Raw genomic sequence first — 23,862 nt, 5'->3', positions numbered from 1 at the left:
CCTGGCGCCTAGATCCTAAAACCTAGCATTTAGCACCTTTCCTTTCACGTACTATGGTTTAGCAGTGCTTTTAATGTCCCCGGCTTGATTGGTTTATACAAGTAATGAATATCAGCGGCTTTAGTCGCTTGTTTTAGCTCTACGTCGCGTACTGCGGTGATTAAAATTGCCGGTACGTTGGTTTGCCAAATTTCCCGCAGGGCTTTAATTAATGTAATACCATCGTGTTCATGGCCTAACTGATAATCCATTAATATCACATCCGGTGCGCTGTGTTCATTTGCGTATGCGAGTACGCCTTCAACTTGATCAAACAACTGATAATTAGCTTGCCACTTTTGTAATAAACTGGCCATGGCGTTTAGGTTTTCAGGGTCGTCATCAACGGCAACGATATTCATTGCAGAGCGCTCTTCAAACAAGCTATTGGTAACGTGTTTTTGCTGAACAAATTGGCTTTCGCCATAAGGGACTTCAATACTAAAGCAGCTACCTCTTTGCGGGGTTGAGCGCACATCTAAGCGAATCGACAGTAAATCTACCATACGCTTTACTACGCTAAGGCCAAGGCCAACGCCTTTATTGTCAGAGGCCTCTACGCGGTAGAAGTCGTTAAATATTTTTGCTTGCTCTACCTCGCTAATGCCAGGGCCGGTGTCCCACACTTCAATGCGCAGGTGATGTTTGCGTTTACGACACGCTACTAATACTTTGCCCGTATTGGTGTATTTAACTGCATTTGATACTAAGTTCTGCACAATTCGCCGTAGATAGGTGATATCACTGTGGACAATATACTGTCCGCTGCGCACTGTGAGCTTGAGGCCTTTTTCGCTTGTTAAAATGGCGTATTCATTGCGCAGTGGTGCGAGGATATCATCAATACTAAAGTGGCGAGGGGTGGGGGTCATCGCACCTTGTTCAAGTTTGGCAATTTCTAATAGGGCTGACATTAAATGCACTGTTGAATCGAGGCTGGCACCGAGCTTTTCGAAGTTATTGATATTATTATCAGCGAGGGATTTTTCATCTATCGCAGCAAGGTATAAACGGGCGGCGTTGAGCGGTTGCAAAATATCGTGACTTGCTAAAGCTAAAAAGCGGGTTTTACTGTCATTGGCTTGCTCTGCTTCTCGTTTTGCTAAAGTGAGTGCTTGCTCTGTTTGTACGCGGCTTTCTATTTGTGCTTCGAGATCTTTATTGATAGTTCGAATTTCTTGGGTACGCGCTTCAATACGATTTTCCAAATCCATATTCACTTCTTCAAGTGCATTTTGTGTGGCAATGTGAGTGGTAATATCTGAAAAGCTAGTAACAAAGCCGCCATCAGGCAGTGGGTTACCGGTCATTTCGTACACTAGGCCGTTACGACGGTGACGGATAAAGTGATGCGAACTACCATTTTTTAAATGTTGTACGCGCTTTTCTACTTGGCGTTCTATTTCACCAGGGCCACATTCGCCGCGCTCCGCATTGTAACGAATAATTTGCTCAATCGGTTGACCTACTTCTAAAAATCCTTCGGGGTAATTAAACATCTCTGCGTAGCGCTTATTCCACGCAACAAGATTAAGCTCTTTATCAACAACTGAAATACCATGACTGAGATTCTCTAAAGAGGTGAACAACAGGTTTTGGTTAAACTGTAGTGCTTGCGTTGTTTCATCAAAAAAGTTAACCACTTCTTCAAATGCCATTCGCTTGCCCGACGCTACAGTGTGGATCAAAGCTTGCGCTGAAGAGGCGCCTAATACACCGGTCAAGGCGCGTTCGCAGTAAGCTATAAACTCAGGATCTGGGTGAGTGTTATTTTCTCCGAGTTGGTGAGTCAGTGAAAAATGCGTCAATACTTGTTGGCTACGCTGGACTCCTAAAAAGGTTTGTAACAGTACTTTAAAATCGTATACCGTGGCTTTCACGTTTTTGTTTAAACGTCTTGCAAGTACTGCTTGCTCCTTGGGATTAACGAATGCTGCTGCTTGAATTTTATCAATTAACCGCTCATCAGCTCCCAGTGAAAAACTAATATAACAGCCAATATTGGCAAATAAAGCGATCAGTGTGCCGCGGGTAATAAGGGTTTGTTGTAGTTCGGTGTCAAGTGTATTACCTGCATCTAAAATAGGTAACATTAAAAACAATATCCAACAAATCAACCCCGCTAATAAACCAGCATAAACACCGTAGGCATGGCCTTTGCGCCAGTATAGGCCGCCCACAATGGCGGGTAATAATTGCGTTACCAAAGAAAATGCAACTAACCCCATGCTGGCTAGTGCTTTGCCATGACCAAACCATTGCTGATAAAAATACGATAAGATCAAAATACCGGCGATGGTAAAACGCCTTACCAGTAATATTTGTGGCTTATAACTGCTGGTGATCAGGTTGCGTTTGAATTTACGTCGCAGCATTAGTGGTAATACCACATCGTTTGAGATCATGGTACTCAGGGTCAAAGTGGCAACCACAATCATCGCAGTCGCTGCGGATATTCCGCCAATAAATACAAAGGTGGTAAGTAATACATTGTCATTCATTAATGGCAGCGCCAATACAAAACTATCAGGGGAGAAGCTATTGCCGATCTGTGGATGAATAGCTGCGGTGGCTATTGGTAAAATCATTGCTGCCGTCAGCAGTAAATAAAGTGGAAATGCCCAACGAGCGGTAAATAGGTGACGTTTGTCTTGGTTATCAACCACTGTAACGTGAAATTGTCTTGGCAAACAGATGATTGCAGCAGCGGCCATCAGTGATTGACCAATAAAGTTAAAGCTTAAAAAGTTAAAGTTATTCCAATGTTGCCATAAAGATTCTTTTATTTGTTCTTCATTAGCACTGGGTAAATTATACAAGGTGTACACTGCCAAAGCCGCTACTGCTACTAATGCCAGTAGTTTGATCATTGATTCAAATGCGACTGCCAACATTAATCCTGAACGGTATTCGGTTACATCAACTTTACGGGTGCCAAAAAATATTGCGAACATAGCCATGATCAGGGTGGCAGAAAGCGCGACCATAGATCCCGATATTTTATTGTCACTTTGCAGTAGTAAGAAGCTATTGCTCAGTGCTTTTAATTGCAAGGCGATATAAGGAATGGTTGCTAGTAGGGCAATCATAGTCACCATAATGGCGGTGGTTTGACGTTTGCCATAACGGGCAGAGATAAAATCGGCAATGGTGGTGATATTTTGTTTTTTACTCACCAGTACCAGTTTGCGCAAAAATCCTTGTCCGAAAAAAAACAATAGTGCAGGGCCAAGTAGAATGGGTAAATAGCTCCAACTACTGGTAGCCGCAGTACCAACAGAGCCGTAATAAGTCCACGAAGTACAGTAAATACCCAGCGAAAAGGAGTAAACAAAAGGGTGATGGCTAATTCGTTTTGCCAGCGGTGTGGTTTTATCGCCCCAGTTTGCTAGCCAAAACAATATGCCAATGTACGCTAAAGCGACAAAAATTAGTGCAGCAGTCATGTTTTTATTCAATTTTTATTATGTTATTGCACACCATACCAGAAGTTTTCACTATTTTGAGCTGTCAATTTTTGTAAGTATTCTTAAAATAAACATATTTATTTGATATATATAAGGAATTTAATGTTTTGTTGATATATTAGACTAATGTCGCAAGTGTGCAATATAGCTTAGGTGAATAGTTAAAATCACCGAGTGGAAATACTTAACATTATGATAAAAAACGCTTTTTACTTTTTTGTAACAAGCGCCGCATTGCAGTTTACGTAAACGTTAATCTGTTGTTACGACTATGGTCTCAATTCAATATTGTTCAGGCATTGCTAAGTTTATAACCGAGAATAAATCGAACACATCACTTTTTACAGATGTTAAAGAGGAAATAAAAATGGCTTTTAAAGATGAAGAACAAGCAAAAGCTTATTGGGCGGAAAACATTTCACTGCTGTTTAAATTATTAGCAGTTTGGTTTGTCGTGTCGTTTGGCTTTGGCATAATACTGGTTGATGTACTTAATGAAGTGCGTTTTTTTGGGTTTAAACTTGGCTTCTGGTTCTCCCAGCAAGGCGCGATTTACACCTTTGTTGCTTTGATTTTTGTGTACGTTTTCAAAATGAATACGTTAGATAAAAAATACGGCGTAGACGAATAGGAGCTAAGCAATGGATGTTCAAACACTCACGTTTATAATTGTCGGGTTGAGCTTCGCGCTTTATATCGGCATTGCAATTTGGGCCCGAGCTGGTTCAACAAAAGAGTTTTATGTAGCAGGTGGTGGGGTTCCGCCTCTGGCTAATGGTATGGCAACAGCCGCAGACTGGATGAGTGCAGCGTCATTTATTTCAATGGCGGGTATCATCTCTTTTGCAGGGTATGATGGCGGCGTTTACTTAATGGGGTGGACAGGTGGCTATGTACTACTTGCTATGTGTTTAGCACCTTACTTACGTAAATTCGGCAAGTTTACTGTGCCAGACTTTATCGGCGACCGTTACTATTCACGCACCGCGCGTTTAGTGGCAATCTTATGTGCCATCTTCATTTGTTTTACATACATTGCAGGGCAAATGCGCGGTGTAGGGGTTGTATTCTCACGTTTCTTAGAAGTTGAAATTGAAACTGGCGTTTACATTGGTATGGTTATCGTATTCTTTTATGCGGTACTCGGTGGTATGAAGGGCATTACTTATACCCAAGTTGCACAGTACTGTGTACTGGTATTTGCTTACCTTGTTCCTGCCATCTTTATCTCTATGATGATGACGGGTCACTTCTTCCCACAAACAGGCTTTGGCGCGACATTAATTGGCAGCGATGGTGTATACGTACTTGATAAACTGGACGGTTTAAGTGCTGAACTTGGCTTTGCACAATACACTGAAGGCTCTAAGAGCATGATTGATGTGTTTGCTATTACTGGTGCCTTAATGGTGGGTACTGCCGGTCTTCCTCATGTAATTGTACGCTTTTTCACTGTACCTCGCGTTAAAGATACGCGTATTTCAGCGGCATGGACTTTAGTATTCATTGCGATAGTTTACACAACCGCGCCAGCCGTTGCGGCATTTGCCCGCGTAAACATGATTGATACCATAAATGGTAAAGACGGAAGTGGTACTGAATACGCTGAAGCACCAGTATGGGTAAAAAATTGGGAAAGAACGGGCTTAATCACTTTTAATGATAAAAATGGTGATGGCAAAATGTTCTACACAGCAGGTAAGATCAGTGATCCAAATAGCGCTAACGAAGTTAACGTTGACCGCGACATCATGGTACTTGCTAACCCTGAAATTGCTAACTTACCAGCATGGGTCGTGGCACTTGTGGCCGCCGGTGGTATTGCAGCTGCATTATCAACAACCGCAGGCTTATTATTAGTTATTTCGACTTCGGTATCGCATGATTTGCTTAAGCGGACCTTAAAACCAGACATTAGCGATAAACAAGAGTTACTCGCAGCGAGGTTGGCAGCCATGGTTGCGATTGTTATCTCCGCTTACTTTGGTATTAATCCGCCTGGATTCGTGGCGTCGGTAGTGGCATTTGCATTCGGCTTGGCCGCAGCAAGTTTCTTCCCGGCGATCATTATGGGTATCTTCTCTAAGAAGATGAATAAAGAAGGTGCGGTTCTAGGTATGGTTACAGGTATTACCTTTACTGCAGCATATATCATCTTCTTCAAGTTTATCAGCCCAGAACTAAATAGCCCTGAGCATTGGTTCTTAGGTATTTCACCGGAAGGTATTGGTTTAGTAGGTATGATTATTAATTTCTCAGTTGCAGCAATCGTACTTAAATTTACTGCCGATACACCGCTTGAAATTCAAGAAATGGTTGAAAGCATTCGTAATCCTAAAGGTTCTAGTGAAGCTCACGCTCACTAATAACGCTGATACTCTATTAATTAATATTGATAGATCCAAAAGCCCGACTTAAGTCGGGCTTTTTATTTACCGTTGATAGCAGTACAGTGATTGTACGATTGTTTTTTGCGAGTAGACAAATGAATAATGAGCAACAGGAAGTAGCCCAGTTTGTGCTAGCACAAACTCCTTTTAGTCACCTTAATAGCAGTGCTACGGATTATTTTGTAAAGCACCTAGATGTTATTTATCTGACTCGTGAAAACCAAACACAATGGCTGCAATCAGAATCACCTAAACTGTTTTTAATTCGTTCTGGTTTGTATGACTTAGTGGATGCTAAAGGTGATGTGATCACACGGTTAGCGCAAGGAGAGTATTTTGGTTTTCCTTCGTTATTAACCGGAGAAGCAATTCAAAATCATTTAGCAGTGCAAAAAGAGGGCATTGTTTATATGCTTAACCAAGATGCTTTCGACTACTTGCGCCGTGAATATAAAACGTTTGAGCAGTATTTTGTGCGCGCGCATGCAAATCGGCTGCTTTCTTCACATTATAAAAGCCAAAACGATAGTTGGTCTGAACGTAAAATATCTGAACTGATGTCACGTAAAGCGGTCACATTATCGCCCGATGCAAGTATTCGTCAAGCAGCTAAAAAAATGAAAGAGCACGGCGTGTCTTCGATTATGGTGACAGAATTTGAACGCTTAGTTGGTGTGGTTACAGATCGCGATTTACGTAACCGAGTATTGGCAGATGAAATCGATCCCAAACAAGCGGTTAGCATTATCATGAGTGTCAAACCCAAGTTTATTTTTGAAAATAACCGTGTTTTTTCAGCTCTGCATTTAATGCTCAAACATAACATTCATCATTTACCAGTGTTGGATGAACACCATAAAGCGTTGGGTATGATCACCAGCACAGACTTATTACGTCAGCAAAAGAGCGACCCCGTACAATTGATTGGCCGTATTTATAAAGCTCGCAGTGTCGCCGATTTAAAGCGTTATGCGGCAGAAGTACCAGAATTACTGCGTAGTTTTTCTCATAATATTGATGATATATCTTTAATAGGTAAATTACTCAGTGGCTTAACTGATGCGTTAACCTCACGACTAATATATTTATTCCAAGAAGATAACGGTGCCGCTCCTACTAGCTTTAGTTTTATTTGTTTTGGCTCTCAAGCGCGTGAAGAGCAAACCTTACATTCTGATCAAGATAACGGCTTATTACTACCTGATGACTTAAGCGAGCAACATCAAGATTACTATCGCCGCATGGGGGAGTTTGTTTGCGAACAGTTGGTTGAGTGCGGTATTAAACGCTGCCCAGGTAATATTATGGCAAGCAGCGAATTATGCAGAATGAGTATATCGGATTGGTGTGAGCGCTTTTTTAACTGGATCAAAAGCCCGACACCTGAAGCAATGCTCAACTGTAAAATATTTTTTGATTTACGTTTTATTGAAGGCTCAACGGCACTTTACACTGCATTTTGTGAGCAACTAACCCGAATTTCTCGCAACGAATTATTTTACGCCGCAATGGCAACGGATATTAAATCGAATTCTGTGCCGATAGGGTTATTTAATCAATTCAAGTTAGAAAAAGATGCTAAGCAACATAGATACATTGATTTGAAAAAGCGTGGTGTGGTTATCATCAATGACATTGTGCGCTTGTATGCGTTAAAAGCAGGGATCCGCAGAGCGAACACCCAAGAGCGCTTAGATGCATTGCTGAAACACTCATTGTTAAGTAATCACGATGTATATAATTTGAAAGACTGCTGGCGATTTTTAACTCAATTACGTTTACGTACACAAATAAATGAAGAAGGACTACCGAGTAACTGTATTAATCCAGATAAGTTAAACTCGCTAGAGCGCCATCAATTAAAAGAAGCGTTTTATTTACTCAAGCTCGCACAACAAGCTGCGGCATTTAAGTTTGCTCGTGGAAGTTTATAAATATGTGTTTTGCTATGAATAAGGTGACAAGCTAAGTGGTTAAACGTTGGTTGAGTCGTTATTTAGCACGTAAGCGATTACTTGCTCAAAACGCACTAGTACAGCGCTATATAGTGATTGATTTAGAGTTGACTGGACTGGATCCAAAACTGCATGAAATCGTCTCGATTGCGTGGGTGTTGATAGAAAAGCAATGCATTAAATTGAGCCAAGCTCAGCACGCCATAAATAAAGAAGTGCTGCGCCTTGAGCAAAGTCCTGTTTATCATGGAATTGCCCAGCAAGATGTCGCTAATGGAAAAAGCTTAGCGGCTATTTTAGCTAAGCTAAGCGCTCATTTTTCGGATGCTATTTTGGTGTTTCATAATGCTACTTTAGATTGGGGATTTTTAAAGCAGGCATTTCAAGCACATAATATTGATGTGCAGCCTTTATTGATTATTGATACTTTTCAGATTGAAAAAAAGCGCCTGCACCAACAAGGCCATGAAATAGGCTTAGACGATTTAACTCTCAGTGCCTGCAGGGCGCGGTATGAGCTACCTCATTATGGTTGCCATCATGCACTTACCGATGCCATGGCTACCGCTGAATTACTGTTAGCACAATGCCATCAAATTAGCCGTGTCAATGAACTAAAGTTGGCTGAGTTGGTTTAAACCTAACGCTGATTAATTACACTCTACCGTTCTCATTATTATTAATATATATCCTAGCTGAACAACTGTTTTAATTGTTAACTATATCGCGCCGTAAGTATTAATTTTTATTCTTAAAAACAGGCTTTTATCGTAATCTTTTTAGGTACTTTATTTGCTATTGTAGAGCACTAACATTTACTTTCTCGTTTGGTTTTTATCTATGAAAAATAATTTACTGCCATCTTTAGCTGGCGTTTTAGTGAGCTTGTTCGCCGTATGGTGGTTACATGGGTTTTTATTGGTTGACCGCTGTTTAGATAGTGGTGGGGCTATTAATCATAAAACAAACTTATGCGTGGGCGCAAACGAGCAAATAATAGAACTTGCTACACCGTCAGGTATGTTAGTTATTTATGGTGTGGTGATTATGGCTTTGTCGCTATCAGTCAGTGTACTGCTGAAAAAGCTAGGTAAGCGCTAAGTTTTGAATTGAAGAGCGAACACGGCAGTTCGCTCTTAACTTTGAATGCTAACTGATAAAGCTCGCTGGCATTTTCACAGCAATTACGCTGCCTTTAACACAGATCACGTTGTTCGCTGATAGCGTGATGTCGACAATCACTTTGTTGGGTTTTACTTCAATGAAGCTACCTATTAGCTGCAGCTCTACCCCCATTGGAGTCGGCGCTAAAAAGTTAACATTTAAAGCCCCTGTAACAAAACGAAATGCAGGTTGAGTCCCCATCTCTCGCTCTGCATATCGATAAGCTATAGCAGCGGCACTGCCTGTACCATGGCAGTCAATCAGGGACGCAAGCAGCCCACCATAAACAAAGCCAGGGATTGCTGTATGGCAAGGTTGCGGCGTAAAGTGGGCGATAGTTTTATCGATATTGCCTTGATTTTGCTCATCCTGATACCAATAACTTTTTAATTGGTGACCCTGCTCATTGTTTTTGCCACAGCCATAACAATGGCTGAGCTCATCGGGGTAATAATCTTGAAAGGCTATATTGTTCATTAAAACTCCTAGTTCTAATTGGGTTATCCGATGACTCGTTGATCATCAATCACTTTGCCATCATCAGCTAAGCTGCCTAGCTCGACCAACTCAACACTGCCATTTAATTTTGTGTATTGTTTTAAGTTATCTAGCAATACGCCGGTGAGTTCCAGTTTAGTTAGCTCTGATTGGTCTTGATCGTATTCACACAATAGCTGCATTTTGTCTTGATGATCTTGTAGCTTGACCACTAAGCGCATTTTCTTTATCCCCTTAACACTGAGCCTAATTCGCTCTATTTGTTGAGGATGAACAAACATACCTTTTATTTTCGTGGTTTGATCGGCTCTACCTAACCAACCTTGAATGCGCATGTTAGTCCGACCACACGCACTTTGCCCTGGCTTGATAGCCGATAAGTCACCGGTTGCAAAACGGATTAACGGATAATCAGTATTGAAACTGGTAATAACCACTTCACCAATCTCACCATCTGCGACTGGAGTGAGGCTGCCTGGGCGCACAATTTCGACAATTAAATCTTCAGCGATAATTAACCCATCGTCAGCAATGGTTTCATAGCCAATTAAGCCTACATCGGCACTTGCGTAAGCCTGTAAGGTGTTGATACCTTGTTGTTTAAATAACTCGCGCAGTTCATGAGATAATGCTTCTCCAGTCACCAGTGCTTTTTTGAGGCTGCTAACGTCACGTTTAGTTGCCTGCGCTTTATCCAGTAATATTTTTAAAAAAGAGGGAGTGCCACAATAACCTTGCGGGTGTAAATCTTCTATTACGTCAAGTTGTTGATCTGTTTGCCCTGGGCCTGCGGGTATAACCACACAGCCACACGCACGCGCCCCTGAATCAAGAATAAAACCGCCAGGAGTCAAATGGTATGACAAACAATTTTGTACTAACTCACCTGCTCTAAACCCCGCAGCATAAAAGGCTTGGCCCATTCGCCACCAATCTTGCTGGCAATTTTCAGGGTCATAAATAGGCCCCGGTGATTGAAAAATTCGATTTATATGGCCACTTTTAGATGCGAGACCGCCAAGCGGAGGCTGTTGCTTTTGTATGTCTAAAAGGTCAGATTTTCTGGTGATCGGCAAAGTCGCTAGTTGTGAGCGAGTAGTGATATTCGTGGCATCAATGTTCGCTAATATAGCCTGATAATAGGGGCTGTTATTTTTTGCATAGGTAATAAAGTCAGCTAAACGGGACAATAAATTTTGTTCTCTGGTTTCAGAGTGTTGATGTTCATTGGCATGATAAAAATGGCTCATAATAGCTCCAGTAACATAGAAAAAGTAGAGAGATAGATAGGTTGATTACAACCAGCGTTTGCGACGTTTATATGACTTAAGATCTTTAAAGCTTTTACGTTCTTCGTTACCTCCACCGAGGTAAAACTCTTTTACATCTTCGTTGTTTAAAAGCTGCTCTTGTGTGCCATCTAATACAACTTTCCCTGATTCAATGATGTAACCATAATTAGCCGCTCTCAGTGCATAGTTGGCATTTTGTTCTACCAACAGCATAGTAATACCTTGATCTTGGTTAATCTTTTTTATGATTCCGAACACTTCTTTAACCAATAATGGCGATAACCCCATCGATGGCTCATCGAGGCAAATCATCTTTGGACGTGCCATTAATGCACGGCCAATTGCCAGCATTTGTTGTTCGCCACCTGATAAATACCCAGCTAAGCCTGTGCGTTCTTTTAAGCGAGGGAAATAGTGGTACACCATTTCAATGTCTTGATTTATTTGTGCGTCTTTGCGGGTAAAGGCGCCGAGTTTTAAGTTTTCTAGAGAGGTCATATCTTCGATGATACGACGCCCTTCCATAACCTGAAACAATCCACTGCGCACCACATCTTCGGCATTTTTATTGTCTATTCGTTCGCCCATAAAGGTAATGTCGCCTTTAGTGACTTCGCCATTTTCAGTTTTTAATAAGCCAGAAATGGCTTTTAAGGTGGTTGATTTTCCTGCGCCATTTGGCCCAAGTAGGGTGACTATTTCACCCTCTGGCACATCTAAACTAACACCACGTAAAACTTGGATGACTTCATCGTAAACAACTTCAATATTGTTAACGCTTAGAATTGGTGATGCAGGTTGTATTTTTATAGCTGCTTGTGACATAGCTAACTCCGTGAAAAATTAATAATTTATCAGCGGATGAAAATAACGAGATGCTTCATCCGCTGCTATGTTTAACGAGCTATTAAAAACCTAACCACGCATCACGGCGCTCAATGGTTACCAGTGATAACTCTTCAACGACGACATTGCCTTCGTTATAGTTGCCTTTGTAAATGTAAACTTGGTTAGTGCCACGGTGATCTTGTTCACTCCAGTTGCCCGCAAGGCATACGCCTTCAAGTCCTGCTGGTACCCAATCTTTACGGGCATACATGGCTTTTTTAATATTTTCACCGGTTATTCCGCCGTTATCTTTTGCCCATTCCATAGCCTCTTTCATAAAGAATGTTGAGCACACGCCACGAATGTAATGATGAACACGCTCTTCTTGGCCTGAAGGGTCTGATTGTTTTGAAATCTCCCTAACGAGTTTCATGCCAGGTACTTGATCAGTCCAAAACGGCGTCATAGCTGGAAATACATAATCTTTAATGCCTTCGCCCGCAGCTTGGAATATTTTTTTATCGCCCCCCCATATATTCGACATAAACTGAATATCGGTACCAACGGTGTTACATGATTTAACTAAAGACAATACTGAACCACCTAGATTGCCTATATATCCGTAATTTGAGCCTGAGCTTTTTAAGCTTAAACATTGCGCTTTAAAATCACCTGGTTTCATCGAAATAACAACCGCAGGCTGTACATCAAAGCCTAATTCGGTGGCGTACTCTGCACAGGCTTCTTTCGGTGCATTAGGGAAGGGGTGATTTGCACCAATATGAGTAAACTTAGGTTTGCCTTTGCCCCCCTTTTTTTGCCAGTCCTCAGCTGCCCACTGGACTAAACCGCGGCACGCATCTGAATAGGATGCGCCGTAAAAAAAGTTATAAGGAGCTGGTTTCTTTGTATGTGGGTTTTTACCCATAGGATCCGTTAAGTGGCCAGAGTAAGACGCTGAAAATACTGGTAGTTTATCTTTGGCTACAAATGAGATCAGTGCTTCGGTATCAGCGGTGCCCCAGCCTTGCATGGCAACCATGTTTTTACGCGAATGCCACTTTTTATAAGCGGCAATCGCTTGCGGCACTTTGTAAGCGTAATCAATTGTTTCATATTCGAGTTTAGTGCCATTGATGCCACCATTTTCGTTAATGTAAGCTAGGGAATCACGCACGCCGTCAGCGTAATTTTTACCAACAAAAGCTGTCGGGCCACTCATATCAGCTAGATGACCAACAAAGACTGAGTCTTCAGCGAATGTTTGTTTGCTGGTGCACAGCGCGCTTACTATTAATAGAGACGTTAATTTTGCCTTATGATTGTGCATAACTATTTCCTTTTTCTTTTTATGGCTAGATTGCCAATTATTTACGCATTAATGATGCTCATGTGTGTTGTATATGCTTAAGTTAGTGTCTATTGATTAGTACGAGAACGGGTAAAACTTCCAATAGTTTTTAATTTGTGCCCAGCGGTGTGCCATGCCTTGCGGCTCAAAAATAAGGAATAAGATAATCACTAAGCCAATGGCCATTTCTTTGATATAGGCCAGGCCATCAACCACCATAGGAATATTGCCCCAGTCGGTCATCTTCATTAAACCAACGCCGCTTTCGAGCACTTCAGGTAAAAACACCATAAATACCACACCCATTAAGGTGCCTTTAATTGAACCCAAGCCGCCGATGATGATCATGGCTAAAAATTGAATCGACATAAATAAGGTGAAGCCTTCGGCAGAAACATAGCCTAAGTAATGGGCATATAAGGCACCGCCAATACCGGCATAAAAAGACGATATACCAAAAGAGAGTAAGCGATATTTATTGAGCTTGATGCCCATGATCTCAGCTGATAGATAATGGTCACGTACTGCAACAAAGGCGCGACCATCACGACTGCGCATCAGATTACAGCCCCAAATATACATAATAACTAAGGCTGCTAAGGCGATATAAAAGAAGCTTTCATCGCTATTAAAAACAAAGCCAAATATACTAATTGGGTCGGCAGATGAGCCGGCAGAACCACCAGAAAACCAGTCAGCACGGGCAAAGAAGTCTTCTAAAATAAACTGCGCAGCCAGTGTGGCAATAGCTAAGTACAAGCCTTTAATTCTTGAGGCCGGTAAACCAAACATCATGCCTACAGCCATTGTTAAAAAACCAGCCAGTGGAATACACAGCAATACAGGAATACCAAAGGAGATATTGAGCCATGCTGATGCAAAAGCACCAAAGCCAAAAAATGCGCCATGACCTAATGAAATTTGTCCGGTGTAACCGACCAAAATATTGAGCCCTAGTGCGGCTATCCCTAAATATGAAATTTGAATAAATAGGGTTAAGTAATATGCATCGACTAAGTATGGCGCTGCACATAATAGGGCAATTGCGAAAATTGCCACATTTTTGATGGTTGTTGTTTCAAAAATTGTATTATCTTGTTTATAACTGGTGCGGAAATCGCCGCAGGGTCTCATGGTTAAACTGGACATAATAAACTCCTAAAATTTACCTTTATCTGCACTTGTTAGGCGCTATTGATGCACCTAAATCGGCTTGTTTAAATACGTTCAATATCTTTTGTGCCGAACAAACCGTATGGTTTGAACCAAAGGATGACGAGCAACACGTAAAATGGTGCGATGTCATACATATTGCCAACATGCAGATATTGGCTGTCGAAAAACTCAGCGACATTCTCTAATACACCAATGATCAAACCACCGACAATAGCGCCGATGATAGAATCTAAACCGCCAAGAATAACTGCAGGGAAAACTTTGATACCAATTAATGACAGTGAATTTGAAACCCCGTTTACCATGCCAATAACAATTCCAGCTGTGGCTGAAACCGTAGCAGCAATACCCCAGCTCATAGCAAAAACTTGTTTTACCGAAATACCTAAGCTTTGTGCAATCTGTTGATCAAAGGCTGTGGCTCGCATTGCTAAACCGTATTTTGAATGTTTAAAGAATAGATAGAAGGCAACCATAATTATTAAGGCGATTACGGTGCTCATTAAGTAAGCGGCTTCAATGTTCAAGCCAAATATTTGGATGCTATTAGTGGTAAATACTTGCGGGTAACTTTGCGCTGAAACACCAAAAATCCATTTCATCAAGGCTTGAAAAAAGATTGATAAGCCAATGGTGATCATGATCACTGAGATAATAGGTTCACCTATCATCGGGCGTAAAACAATCATTTGCAGCAGCACACCAAAGATTGCCATAAAGGCCATTGTCAGTAAAAAGCCCACTACAAAAGGCAGCTCTAAATAAATCAGTACTGCCCAGCATACCCAGGCACCCACTAATAAAAACTCACCTTGGGCAAAGTTTACAATTTGCGTTGATTTGTACACTAATACAAAGCACATCCCAACGACGCCATAGAGTAAGCCGACAATTAAACCATTGACGATTAGTTGAATTAGCAATTCAAAATTCATGAGACTCTCCGTGTTATGTTGATAGTGTTATCAGCAGCCGTGCAGGCTGTTTCGATCAGCGAAGTGACTTTAAGCTGGGTTTGAATACGGGTTTTAGTACCATCTTGAAATACCACCATGGTATCAATATCAACATTTTCCTTGTTGTCATAAATGGATGAAATAATGTCGCCATATTTATCCGCAATAACACTACGGCGAACTTTACGGGTTCGTGTTAATTCGCCATCATCGGCATCAAGTTCTTTGTAAAGTAATAAAAATTTATGGATTTTTTGTGATTCAGGAAGTGACTCATTGACGCGCATTATTTCTTCGCCAATTTTTTCGTACACTTCAGGCAGGGTTGATAAGTTGGTGTAGTTGGTAAACGACAGCCCTTGTTGCTCAGCCCATTTCGCAACAATACTAAAACGAATACAAATGATGGCTGATAGATAAGGCTTTGCTTTACCTAAAATAACGGCTTCGCCAATAAATGAAGAAAACTTAAGTTTGTTTTCTATATATTGAGGAGAATATTGTGCGCCGTCGCTGGTGCAAGCGAGATCTTTGATCCGATCAATCACCACTAAATGGCCAGACGGTTTAAAGTAACCGGCATCACCTGTTTGCATCCAGCCGTCAATCACGTCTTCATCATAGGCTTGTTGATTATTAAGGTAGCCACTAAACATTCCGACTGTTTTAGCAATAACTTCGCCAATACCGGCTTTATCGGGATTAATGACTTTAATTTGTGCATTATCAAACGCGACGCCAACACTGTCGTAGTCAACATCGGCTTCATGATGGATGGTGTAAGCTCCGCACATTTCTGTTTGGCCGTAGAGTTGGCGTAAAGGCACACCAATGGTTTGGAAAAACTTAAAGGTGTCAGGCCCCATCGCAGCTCCGCCGGTGGCAGCCGATTTTAAGAATGAAAAACCGAGTCGATCACGAAGTGCTTTTAGCAGTAGAATTTCAGCTAGCCATGATTTTTTGCCTGTTACTTGGCTTTGCTCAGCCAGCTTCATGGCAAAATTAAATAGCTTTCTTTTAAAAGGTGTTGAATCCATCATACGGGTTTGTACGTCAGCTAAAATGCCTTCCCATACCCGTGGTGCTAATAGTACAAAGCTGGGGCCAATTTCTCGTAGGTCAGCCATGAGTGTTTCTTGTTCTTCAACAAAATTTACAATTTGACGGGCGATCAGTGCTTGGCCAATTGCATAGACTTGCTCCATGATCCAAGGTAAGGGCAATACAGATACATAGTTGTCGCCAGCTTGACGCGGGTCAGCACGTAAATATGAACTACAGTGCTTAATAAAATTGCCACCATTGAGTAGGGCAATTTTGGGTTTTGATGTGGTACCTGAAGTGGTGCAGTAAATAGCAATGTCGTCAGGGGCTGAGGCATCTATCATGGCTTGATAACGATCAGGGTATGCTTGTTCGAGTTCTTGGCCCAGTGTGTATAGGGTATTGATATCTATAAGTCGCGAGTCGTTGTATTTGCGCATACCTCTTGGGTCGCAATAAACAATGAATTTTACTTGCTCTATGCCATCACCTAAATCAAGTAATTTATCGCATTGCTCTTCGTTTTCAGCAATCACAACGGTTGCGCCACTGCTAGCGAGTAAATAGATTACTTCGTCATGCATTGAATCTTGATAAATACCTAATGAATGGCAACGTAAAGCGTGAGCAGCAATTTCGCCCCATATCCATTCTGGGCGGTTATCACCAAGTAAGGCAATGGTATCATCTGTATTCACGCCTTTGTTACTCAACGCGAGCGACAACCACTTTACTTTATTGTTATATTCGGCCCAGCTGAACTCGTTCCAAATACCAAACTCTTTTTCTCGCATCGCCACCATATCAGGCCAATGCGTGGCATTGTGTTGTAGGATTTTGGGGAAGGTATTCAGTTCACCCATCTCAAAATCTTGATTGATTTGGCTAGTCATTAACTTACCTCCTCTAAGGTGGCTGGCTCTGCGTCGTCTTCAAGACCAAGGTAGGCACGTTTAACATAGGGGTCAGCCATGACTTCGTGTGGTAAACCAGAAATTAATTTTTTACCAAAATCCAGCACCATAACTTCATGAGAAATATCCATTACAACTCCCATATCATGTTCAATCATAACGACCGTAATACCGAATTCTTCATTTAAATCGAGGATGTATCTGGCCATGTCTTCTTTTTCTTCCAGATTCATTCCAGCCATTGGTTCGTCAAGTAAAATCAGTTTTGGGTTTAGAGCCATTGCACGAGCTAATTCAACGCGTTTACGAAGCCCGTAAGACAAGGTGCCAGCGATGGATTTTCTGATATGAGAGATCTCAAGGAAGTCGATCACTTCTTCTACTTTTCTACGGTGAGCGAGTTCTTCTTTTTGCGCCCCAGAAGCCCAATATAACGGCCCTGTTAACCAATTGTTTTTTAATAAGTGATGGCGACCAACCATAATATTATCGAGCACTGACATATGGCCAAATAAGGCTAAGTTTTGAAAAGTACGGCCCATACCTAAGTCTGCGCGGTCATTGGGTTTTAAGTGGGTAACATCTTGATCTGCAAAGGTGATTTTTCCACTGTTAGGTTGATAGCGGCCAGAAATGCAATTGAGCATTGATGTTTTACCAGCCCCATTTGGGCCAATAATTGAAAATACAGAGCCTTTAGTCACCGAAAAACTAACATCTGTTAAGGCTTTAACACCACCAAAGGCTAGCGATATTTGCTCTATATTGAGTATCGATGTTGTCATACTCATACTCCTAAATTTAACTGAGAATAAAAATGAATAACGAATGCGTTGAAAAATAAGAGGGGGTGAACCCTCTTTAAAATGTATTAACGGTTGGGGTCGTTATTACACACAACAAACATTAGAAAGTGTTCTGTCAGCTAGAGGATGTATCTCATTGTGGCTTGTAGGTAATTTGAATCTTTATCTAACTCATCAATTGAAAAGTTACCGACTTCAATACCCACTTCGAGTTCTTTAGTTAAGTTTTGAAAGAGGTTTATACCCCATTGCGTACGCTCACGATTGGATACATCTCCATCAACTTTGCCGTACAGCACGCTTGAACGCAGTGAATCATTCCAAAAATGACGATAGGCAACTAATACAGAGGTAATATCTTCAACTTCTTCACCATAGAGATCTTTAACAGCCGCAGCCCCTACATAGCGGCCTAAATCACCTTTATGAATTTGTAGGCGTAAGTCATCTTTTCCTGTTGTTTTAATTCGTGCCGCAACAGATGCGCCAAAGGCGCTTTCAGTGTTACCTGATAAGGTATGTAATTGCCGTGCTAAGCCAGAAATAGAGACATTGCCCCAATCACCTTTGATGTTATAGCGTGCGATTAAATCAGGAATATTATCGTTTGCGGTATCGCCCCCCCAGCTCTCAGGATTTTCAATGGATACTTGGAAGTTGCCCATGTTATAACGTACTTGTCCTTGACGAATAAATACTAGACCTGTTGTTGCGCCAGCAAAATCGGCAGTTTCAGGAATTGCGCTAGTATTCATAAAGGTTGACCAAGTTTGGCCAACAGTGAGATCTTTGTAGTTTATAAAAGCATGTCGGATGCGCGGGTTAGCTGAGTTAGAGACAATTTCATTACCGCCGCCGCCCCAAAAATCCATTTCGATGAAGCCTGTTATCTCGCCGTGTTGGTATTTAGTATTGAAACGGGTTTCGTTAGCAAAGATACGAAACTGGGATGCGTCTTCTTCTAAAGCAATGCCATCACCAATCCAGTAATCACGATAGGCAATGTCACCGTCAACGTATCGTGCATCAATTTTAATGTAGCCACCGAAGGTTAATTTATCGTTTTCAGTTATGTTGATCTCGTAGCCTGCCAGTGCGGATGTACTGGCAGTAAGAAAAGCAGATGTAAGCAGTAATTTTTTATATTGTGTGTTGAACATCGACCAAATTCCTTTGTTATTATGTGTGATTCATACTAGGTGAGTCGAAAAAATCAACAATTGTAAATAAGGGCTAGTACCTTGCGCTTAGTCCTTTAGTCCAATGTTATATGCTGTGTTTTACGGGCAAAGTAAGCATTGAAAATAAGAATAAATACAATTTGATACAAAGAAGAGCGCGATGTTTTCTAATTGGTTGTTGGTTAGTGTAAGTATTGGTTACATTAGTTTGTTATTTCTAATTGCCCACCTTGGGGGCAAGTATCGACATAAGCTAGTTGCCAAACAGCATGCTATTATTTATGCCTTATCATTAGGGGTTTACTGTACGTCTTGGGGGTTTCTAGGTACTTCAGCGCAGGCGGCAAATAGCTCTTTTTCTTATATTTCGGTTTATTTAGCCCCTATTTTATTATTTATATTTGCTTGGCCTTTTATTCAGCGGATCATAAAAACCTGCCTCAAACTCAAAAGTACTTCCATTGCTGATTTACTTTCGGCTCGGTTTGGTAAATCACAAAGCTTAGCCTTGTTGGTAACGTTAGTGGCCATGATTGGCACCTTGCCTTATATTGCTTTGCAGCTTAAAGCGATTGTTTACTCTTATAAAATTTTACAGCAAAGCCAAGATTTTCCGATTTGGCAATTAGGTTTAATCGTTAGCCTGATTTTAGCTGGATTCACCATTATCTTTGGCATTCGAACTATCGATGTAACAGAGCGTCATCCCGGCGTTATGATAGCGATTGCCTTTGAATCGTTAGTTAAACTGATCGCTTTTTTACTTGTTGGCTTATTTGTATCATTTGTTATTTATGATTCCCCCGCTGATATTTGGCAAAAGTCACAAGATTACGTGTCCTTATCGCAGCAGTTTGAAAGCTATAACCTAGTAGGTATGGTGGGTTTATTGATCATCGTTATGTCGGCTTTTTTATGTTTACCAAGGCAATTTCAAGTTATGTTTGTTGAGATTAAAGAACAAAAAACCAGTAATTTAGCGCGCTGGTTATTACCTCTTTATATTTTGGTATTCGCTTTTTTTGCAGGTCCCATAGGCCTTGCTGGCACATTAAATTATGGCCAGTCTTTAGACCCTGATGCTTATGTTTTATTTTTGCCCGCCTACAACGGCCAACAGTGGCTGTCGTTATTTGCGTTTTTAGGGGCGGTTTCTGCGGCAAGTTCAATGGTGATTGTATCGACCATTGCATTGAGTACTATGCTCAGTAACGAAATTGTTTTTCCGTTAATTTTTAAATTAGCGCCTCGTAAGCACCATGACTTTTTACACTTTCAATCCCGATTATTATTGATCCGTAAAATCTTAGTCGTTGTAGTTATTGCGCTTAGTTATTGTATGTTATTAGTTTCTCCACCTGATACGCTGGCATCACTTGGTGAGGTTGCGTTTGGCGCGATTGCGCAAATAGGGCCTGCATTGGTTGCTGCTTTTTTTTGGCGAAGAGCGACTCAAAAGGGCGTTTTTTGGGGCATGTTTTGTGGTTTCTCTATTTGGGCACTGTTTAATTTATTACCACAGCTTGGGTTTTATGCACACCCGTTAAGCAATACAAATTGGCCTGCTACAACGGTGGCTACCTTGTTTGGCTTGGCTATTAACCTTATTGTGCTGTTTATTGTTTCACAGCTTACTCGGCAAAATATTCGCGAAGAAATGCAGAGTAAATATTTCTATGAAACCGATAATAAACAAGATTCACATCTGCCTAAACAACCAAAAATAGATCGTCAGGAACTCGAGCTGTTAATTGCTCGCTTTATTGGTCAAGACAAAGCAGCCGAGTGCTTTGCTGAATTTAATCAATCAAATAAAATTAAAAAGCATAAAACCTATAATGAGGCTTTATTACTGCATGCAGAGCAGACATTAGCGAGTGTAATGGGCTCGGCATCAGCCAAATTGGTGATTTCTTTTGCTTTGGCTGGTCGTGATATCGCATTTGATCAAGTTGCTAAAATTGTTGAGGATAACTCTACTCAACAACTTGAATTTAGTCGTTCAGTATTGCAAGGAGCGATTGAAAATACCAGTGAAGGGATCTCTGTGATAGATGCTAATTTGAATTTAGTAGCATGGAATAAGCAGTATCTAGATATTTTTAATTACCCTAAAAATTTAATCTATATTGGTTGCCCAATTAGCCAGTTGATCCGCTTCAACCTTAGCAATCAAAATCGCTATATACATAATATTGAGGGGCAGGTTAATAAACGTCTTGAGTACTTAAAAGCCGGTAGTAAGCATAAATCAGAGCGAAAGTTAGCCAATGGTAAGGTGCTGTTAATTGAAGGGAACCCAATACCTGGTGGAGGATTTGTGATGATTTTCTCAGATATTACGGAGTTTCGCCGAGCAGAAAATTATTTAAAAGAAGAAAATACCGATCTTGAAAGTCGTGTTCTTGCGCGCACGACAGAATTAGAACTAGCAAACTTAGAGCTTGAAAAAGCCAATCGAGAACTCGCTGATGCAAGGTTAAAAGCAGAGCAGGCTCATTTGAAAAAGAGTCAATATTTAAGAGCCTGTAGTCATGATCTTTTGCAACCATTGTCGGCTGCTAGGTTGTTTTCTTCTGCGGTTTGTTTGAGCCCTAGAGTGTCAATACAAGAGCGTGAGCAAATTAAGAAAATTGATAATTCGTTAGAGATAGCAAATAACCTATTACTTGATTTAAATGAAATTGCGCGGATTGAAAGTGGCAATATCATCCCTGTTTTCAATGACATTGCACTGGAGCGGGTATTTAGTATGTTGCATTCGGAGTTTTCTGCCTTGAGTAAAGATTATCAAATTGATTTTCGCTGTCACTCAAGTCAATTATTTATCCGCACAGATCTAACTTTGCTAACGCGGATTGTGCAAAACTTTTTAAGTAATGCATTTCGCTATGCAAATAAAGGTAAAGTATTGCTGGGTTGTCGTCGTAAGGGCAATTACTTAAGTATTCAAGTGATTGATAACGGACCTGGCATCCCCGAAGATAAGCAGCAAGAAGTATTTGAACAATTTACACAATTATCGACGCAATTGATTGGCCCTAAAGGCTTGGGGTTGGGTTTAAATATTGCACAAAGCCTGGCTAATATTCTTGAGCATAAGGTTGGCTTGGTATCAGAGCCTGAGCATGGCTGCTTGTTTAGCGTTGAAGTACCGATTGTAAACCGTGTACAGCAAACAAAGCCGACACTTGCCCCTAAGAATATGACTTTGCAAGGAGTTGGGGTGCTATGTATTGATAACGAAAAAGATGTTATTGCAGGTATGACCGAGCTTTTAACAGCCTGGAAATGTCGTGTATTTACCGCGACAACCGCAGCCGAGGCGTCTGCACTTTATAAAACACATGAAGATGAAATTGATATTCTCTTAGTTGATTATCAACTTAGTGCTGAACCAATGTTCCCCGCTAACCCTTTGCATATTGTAACAGTAGACTACTCTGAGCGACAGGAGCAAAAGCCTCACTCGGAGCATCTTGATGCCTGTAATGGCATTGAATTAATCAAGCGTATTCGAGCAATCAGCCAGTATCCATTACCTGCGATTTTAATTACCGCAACAACTGATGAGTTAGTGCAAGTACAGGCAAAGCAAGCCGATATTGGCTATTTGCGGAAAATCATCAAGCCCGTCGCATTACGGGCGTTGATGAGTGCTTTATTAACTAAACAGCTAGAAAAAAATTATAATAGTTAATGGCGATGAAAAGGTGAAAGTGATGCTTGTGCCAGTTGCTGCTCGTTTAATAAAATCACGGCTTGAGTACGACTTTTTACCCCAAGTTTTAAGTATATTGTGCTGGCATGGCTTTTGATTGTAGATTCAGACAAGCTAAGTTCGTAGGCGATTTGTTTATTTAACAAACCATCGGCAAACATGTGTAATATTTTATGCTGTTGGGGCGTTAATGTTGCTAACTTTTCTGCTTGCTGTTGCTCTGGCGTATTTTTATTGTGATCATCGGTGGGTGTCCATAGTTTGCCTTGTAGCACATCTTCTATTGCTTTTATCATCTCAGGGACGGGAGTTGATTTAGGTATAAAGCCTGCTGCACCCAGGCTCATCGCTTTGCGTATGGTATCAGGCTCTTCAAAACCTGATACTACAATCACCCCTATTTCAGGATACAGCTCACGTATATTACTCAGCGTATTAAAACCCTGTGCACCCGGAATATCAAGATCGAGTAAGATCAGATCAACATCTGTGGTGTTTGCTAATTTGTGCTCTAATTCGGGAATTGTTTCGGCTTCAAGTAGGCAAGCATTATTAAAGCTTGATTCCAGCATAAGTAATAGTGCTTGTCGAAACAGCGGGTGATCATCTGCAATTAAGATTTTTGTGTGTGTTGTCATTTTATTTCTAACCTAATGTTTAGATTAATGATCTTTTAGTTTCATCAATTGTTTTTTGATTGAATAGTGTTCGTTGTCTTGAATAAAGTAACGCTATTATAAAATAATTCAATAATAATAAACCTAAATAGCATAAATTGACTAAAATTCACTCGTGAAAATGAACCTATAAGCGCTGTTTTATTCTATGTTATGAGTAGATATCAGGAAGAAAGGAGAGGGAGTAAACATTTATTTAATCTTGCCTTTTATATTCAGATTAAAGGTCGATTACCAAAATTGCAGCATCAAAAGCGGGCTTAACACATTTATTTAACTTTCCCTCTTATAATCAAGACAAAGGTCGATTACCAAAATCGCATCATAAAAACAGGGCATAAAACATTTATTTAACTTTCACACTTTTAATCAAGACAAAGGTCGATTACAAAAATTGCAACAA

17 protein-coding genes are annotated in these 23,862 nt (G+C 40.8%); 6 read left to right on the top strand and 11 right to left on the bottom strand.

Translation table 11 applies throughout. From position 1 onward, the window contains the following. Nucleotides 1-44 precede the first annotated feature (44 nt). Nucleotides 45-3,485 (bottom strand): PAS-domain containing protein, encoded by a 3,441-nt coding sequence (locus tag H5163_RS20105; protein WP_182735824.1) that lies wholly within the window; start codon nucleotides 3,483-3,485, stop codon nucleotides 45-47. 388 nt (nucleotides 3,486-3,873) lie between these two features. Here H5163_RS20105 and H5163_RS20100 point away from each other — a divergent pair, with 388 nt between their 5' ends. The 5 genes from H5163_RS20100 to H5163_RS20080 all read left to right on the top strand — a co-directional run bounded on the left by H5163_RS20100 (nucleotide 3,874) and on the right by H5163_RS20080 (nucleotide 8,952). Continuing rightward, nucleotides 3,874-4,137 carry a DUF4212 domain-containing protein gene (locus H5163_RS20100; protein WP_145235321.1) on the top strand — a complete coding sequence of 88 codons (264 nt, stop codon included), beginning with the start codon at nucleotides 3,874-3,876 and terminating at the stop codon, nucleotides 4,135-4,137. Between the two features lie 10 nt (nucleotides 4,138-4,147). Then, nucleotides 4,148-5,872 (top strand): sodium:solute symporter family protein, encoded by a 1,725-nt coding sequence (locus H5163_RS20095; RefSeq protein WP_145235323.1) that lies wholly within the window; start codon nucleotides 4,148-4,150, stop codon nucleotides 5,870-5,872. Nucleotides 5,873-5,991: 119 nt separating this feature from the next. After that, nucleotides 5,992-7,830: a DUF294 nucleotidyltransferase-like domain-containing protein gene (locus H5163_RS20090; RefSeq protein WP_145235325.1), complete on the top strand. Its 1,839-nt coding sequence runs from the start codon at nucleotides 5,992-5,994 to the stop codon at nucleotides 7,828-7,830. Nucleotides 7,831-7,865: 35 nt separating this feature from the next. Beyond that, nucleotides 7,866-8,489: a 3'-5' exonuclease gene (locus H5163_RS20085; protein WP_182735823.1), complete on the top strand. Its 624-nt coding sequence runs from the start codon at nucleotides 7,866-7,868 to the stop codon at nucleotides 8,487-8,489. Nucleotides 8,490-8,691: 202 nt separating this feature from the next. After that, nucleotides 8,692-8,952: a hypothetical protein gene (locus H5163_RS20080; protein WP_145235329.1), complete on the top strand. Its 261-nt coding sequence runs from the start codon at nucleotides 8,692-8,694 to the stop codon at nucleotides 8,950-8,952. Nucleotides 8,953-9,000: 48 nt separating this feature from the next. Here the strand turns inward: H5163_RS20080 and H5163_RS20075 are convergent, their stop codons facing one another. The 9 genes from H5163_RS20075 to H5163_RS20035 all read right to left on the bottom strand — a co-directional run bounded on the left by H5163_RS20075 (nucleotide 9,001) and on the right by H5163_RS20035 (nucleotide 19,040). Then, a complete protein-coding gene (locus tag H5163_RS20075) occupies nucleotides 9,001-9,492 on the bottom strand; it encodes a PaaI family thioesterase (RefSeq protein ID WP_145235331.1) in 492 nt (163 codons plus the stop codon). A gap of 23 nt (nucleotides 9,493-9,515) precedes the next feature. After that, nucleotides 9,516-10,763: a phenylacetate--CoA ligase family protein gene (locus tag H5163_RS20070; protein WP_149982123.1), complete on the bottom strand. Its 1,248-nt coding sequence runs from the start codon at nucleotides 10,761-10,763 to the stop codon at nucleotides 9,516-9,518. A gap of 45 nt (nucleotides 10,764-10,808) precedes the next feature. Next, nucleotides 10,809-11,630 (bottom strand): ABC transporter ATP-binding protein, encoded by an 822-nt coding sequence (locus H5163_RS20065; RefSeq protein WP_145235336.1) that lies wholly within the window; start codon nucleotides 11,628-11,630, stop codon nucleotides 10,809-10,811. Between the two features lie 82 nt (nucleotides 11,631-11,712). Further along, nucleotides 11,713-12,963, bottom strand: coding sequence for an ABC transporter substrate-binding protein (locus tag H5163_RS20060; RefSeq protein WP_182735822.1), 1,251 nt, complete (start codon nucleotides 12,961-12,963; stop codon nucleotides 11,713-11,715). A gap of 96 nt (nucleotides 12,964-13,059) precedes the next feature. Next, nucleotides 13,060-14,133 (bottom strand): branched-chain amino acid ABC transporter permease, encoded by a 1,074-nt coding sequence (locus tag H5163_RS20055; protein ID WP_149982122.1) that lies wholly within the window; start codon nucleotides 14,131-14,133, stop codon nucleotides 13,060-13,062. A gap of 68 nt (nucleotides 14,134-14,201) precedes the next feature. Continuing rightward, entirely contained in the window at nucleotides 14,202-15,095 is an 894-nt protein-coding gene (locus H5163_RS20050) for a branched-chain amino acid ABC transporter permease (RefSeq protein ID WP_145235342.1), read from the bottom strand. Then, a complete protein-coding gene (locus H5163_RS20045; protein ID WP_145235344.1) occupies nucleotides 15,092-17,053 on the bottom strand; it encodes a long-chain fatty acid--CoA ligase in 1,962 nt (653 codons plus the stop codon). Before H5163_RS20045 ends, H5163_RS20050 begins: the two co-directional genes overlap by 4 nt. Beyond that, complete coding sequence (locus H5163_RS20040; RefSeq protein WP_182717177.1) at nucleotides 17,053-17,859, bottom strand: ABC transporter ATP-binding protein; 807 nt, start codon at nucleotides 17,857-17,859, stop codon at nucleotides 17,053-17,055. The genes H5163_RS20045 and H5163_RS20040 overlap by 1 nt, the downstream gene beginning before the upstream one ends. A 140-nt stretch (nucleotides 17,860-17,999) precedes the next feature. Continuing rightward, nucleotides 18,000-19,040, bottom strand: a complete 1,041-nt coding sequence (locus tag H5163_RS20035; RefSeq protein ID WP_145235348.1) for a DcaP family trimeric outer membrane transporter — start codon at nucleotides 19,038-19,040, stop codon at nucleotides 18,000-18,002. 181 nt (nucleotides 19,041-19,221) lie between these two features. Here H5163_RS20035 and H5163_RS20030 point away from each other — a divergent pair, with 181 nt between their 5' ends. Next, nucleotides 19,222-22,761: a PAS-domain containing protein gene (locus H5163_RS20030; protein ID WP_182735821.1), complete on the top strand. Its 3,540-nt coding sequence runs from the start codon at nucleotides 19,222-19,224 to the stop codon at nucleotides 22,759-22,761. Here the strand turns inward: H5163_RS20030 and H5163_RS20025 are convergent. After that, nucleotides 22,758-23,420 carry a response regulator transcription factor gene (locus tag H5163_RS20025; RefSeq protein ID WP_145235355.1) on the bottom strand — a complete coding sequence of 221 codons (663 nt, stop codon included), beginning with the start codon at nucleotides 23,418-23,420 and terminating at the stop codon, nucleotides 22,758-22,760. The two genes, H5163_RS20030 and H5163_RS20025, sit on opposite strands and share 4 nt — an antisense overlap. Nucleotides 23,421-23,862: the final 442 nt, after the last annotated feature.

The sequence above is a fragment of the Pseudoalteromonas sp. SG44-8 genome (assembly GCF_014164125.1).
GTDB lineage: Bacteria > Pseudomonadota > Gammaproteobacteria > Enterobacterales > Alteromonadaceae > Pseudoalteromonas > Pseudoalteromonas rhizosphaerae.
This window is presented reverse-complemented; position numbering and strand designations above follow the sequence as displayed.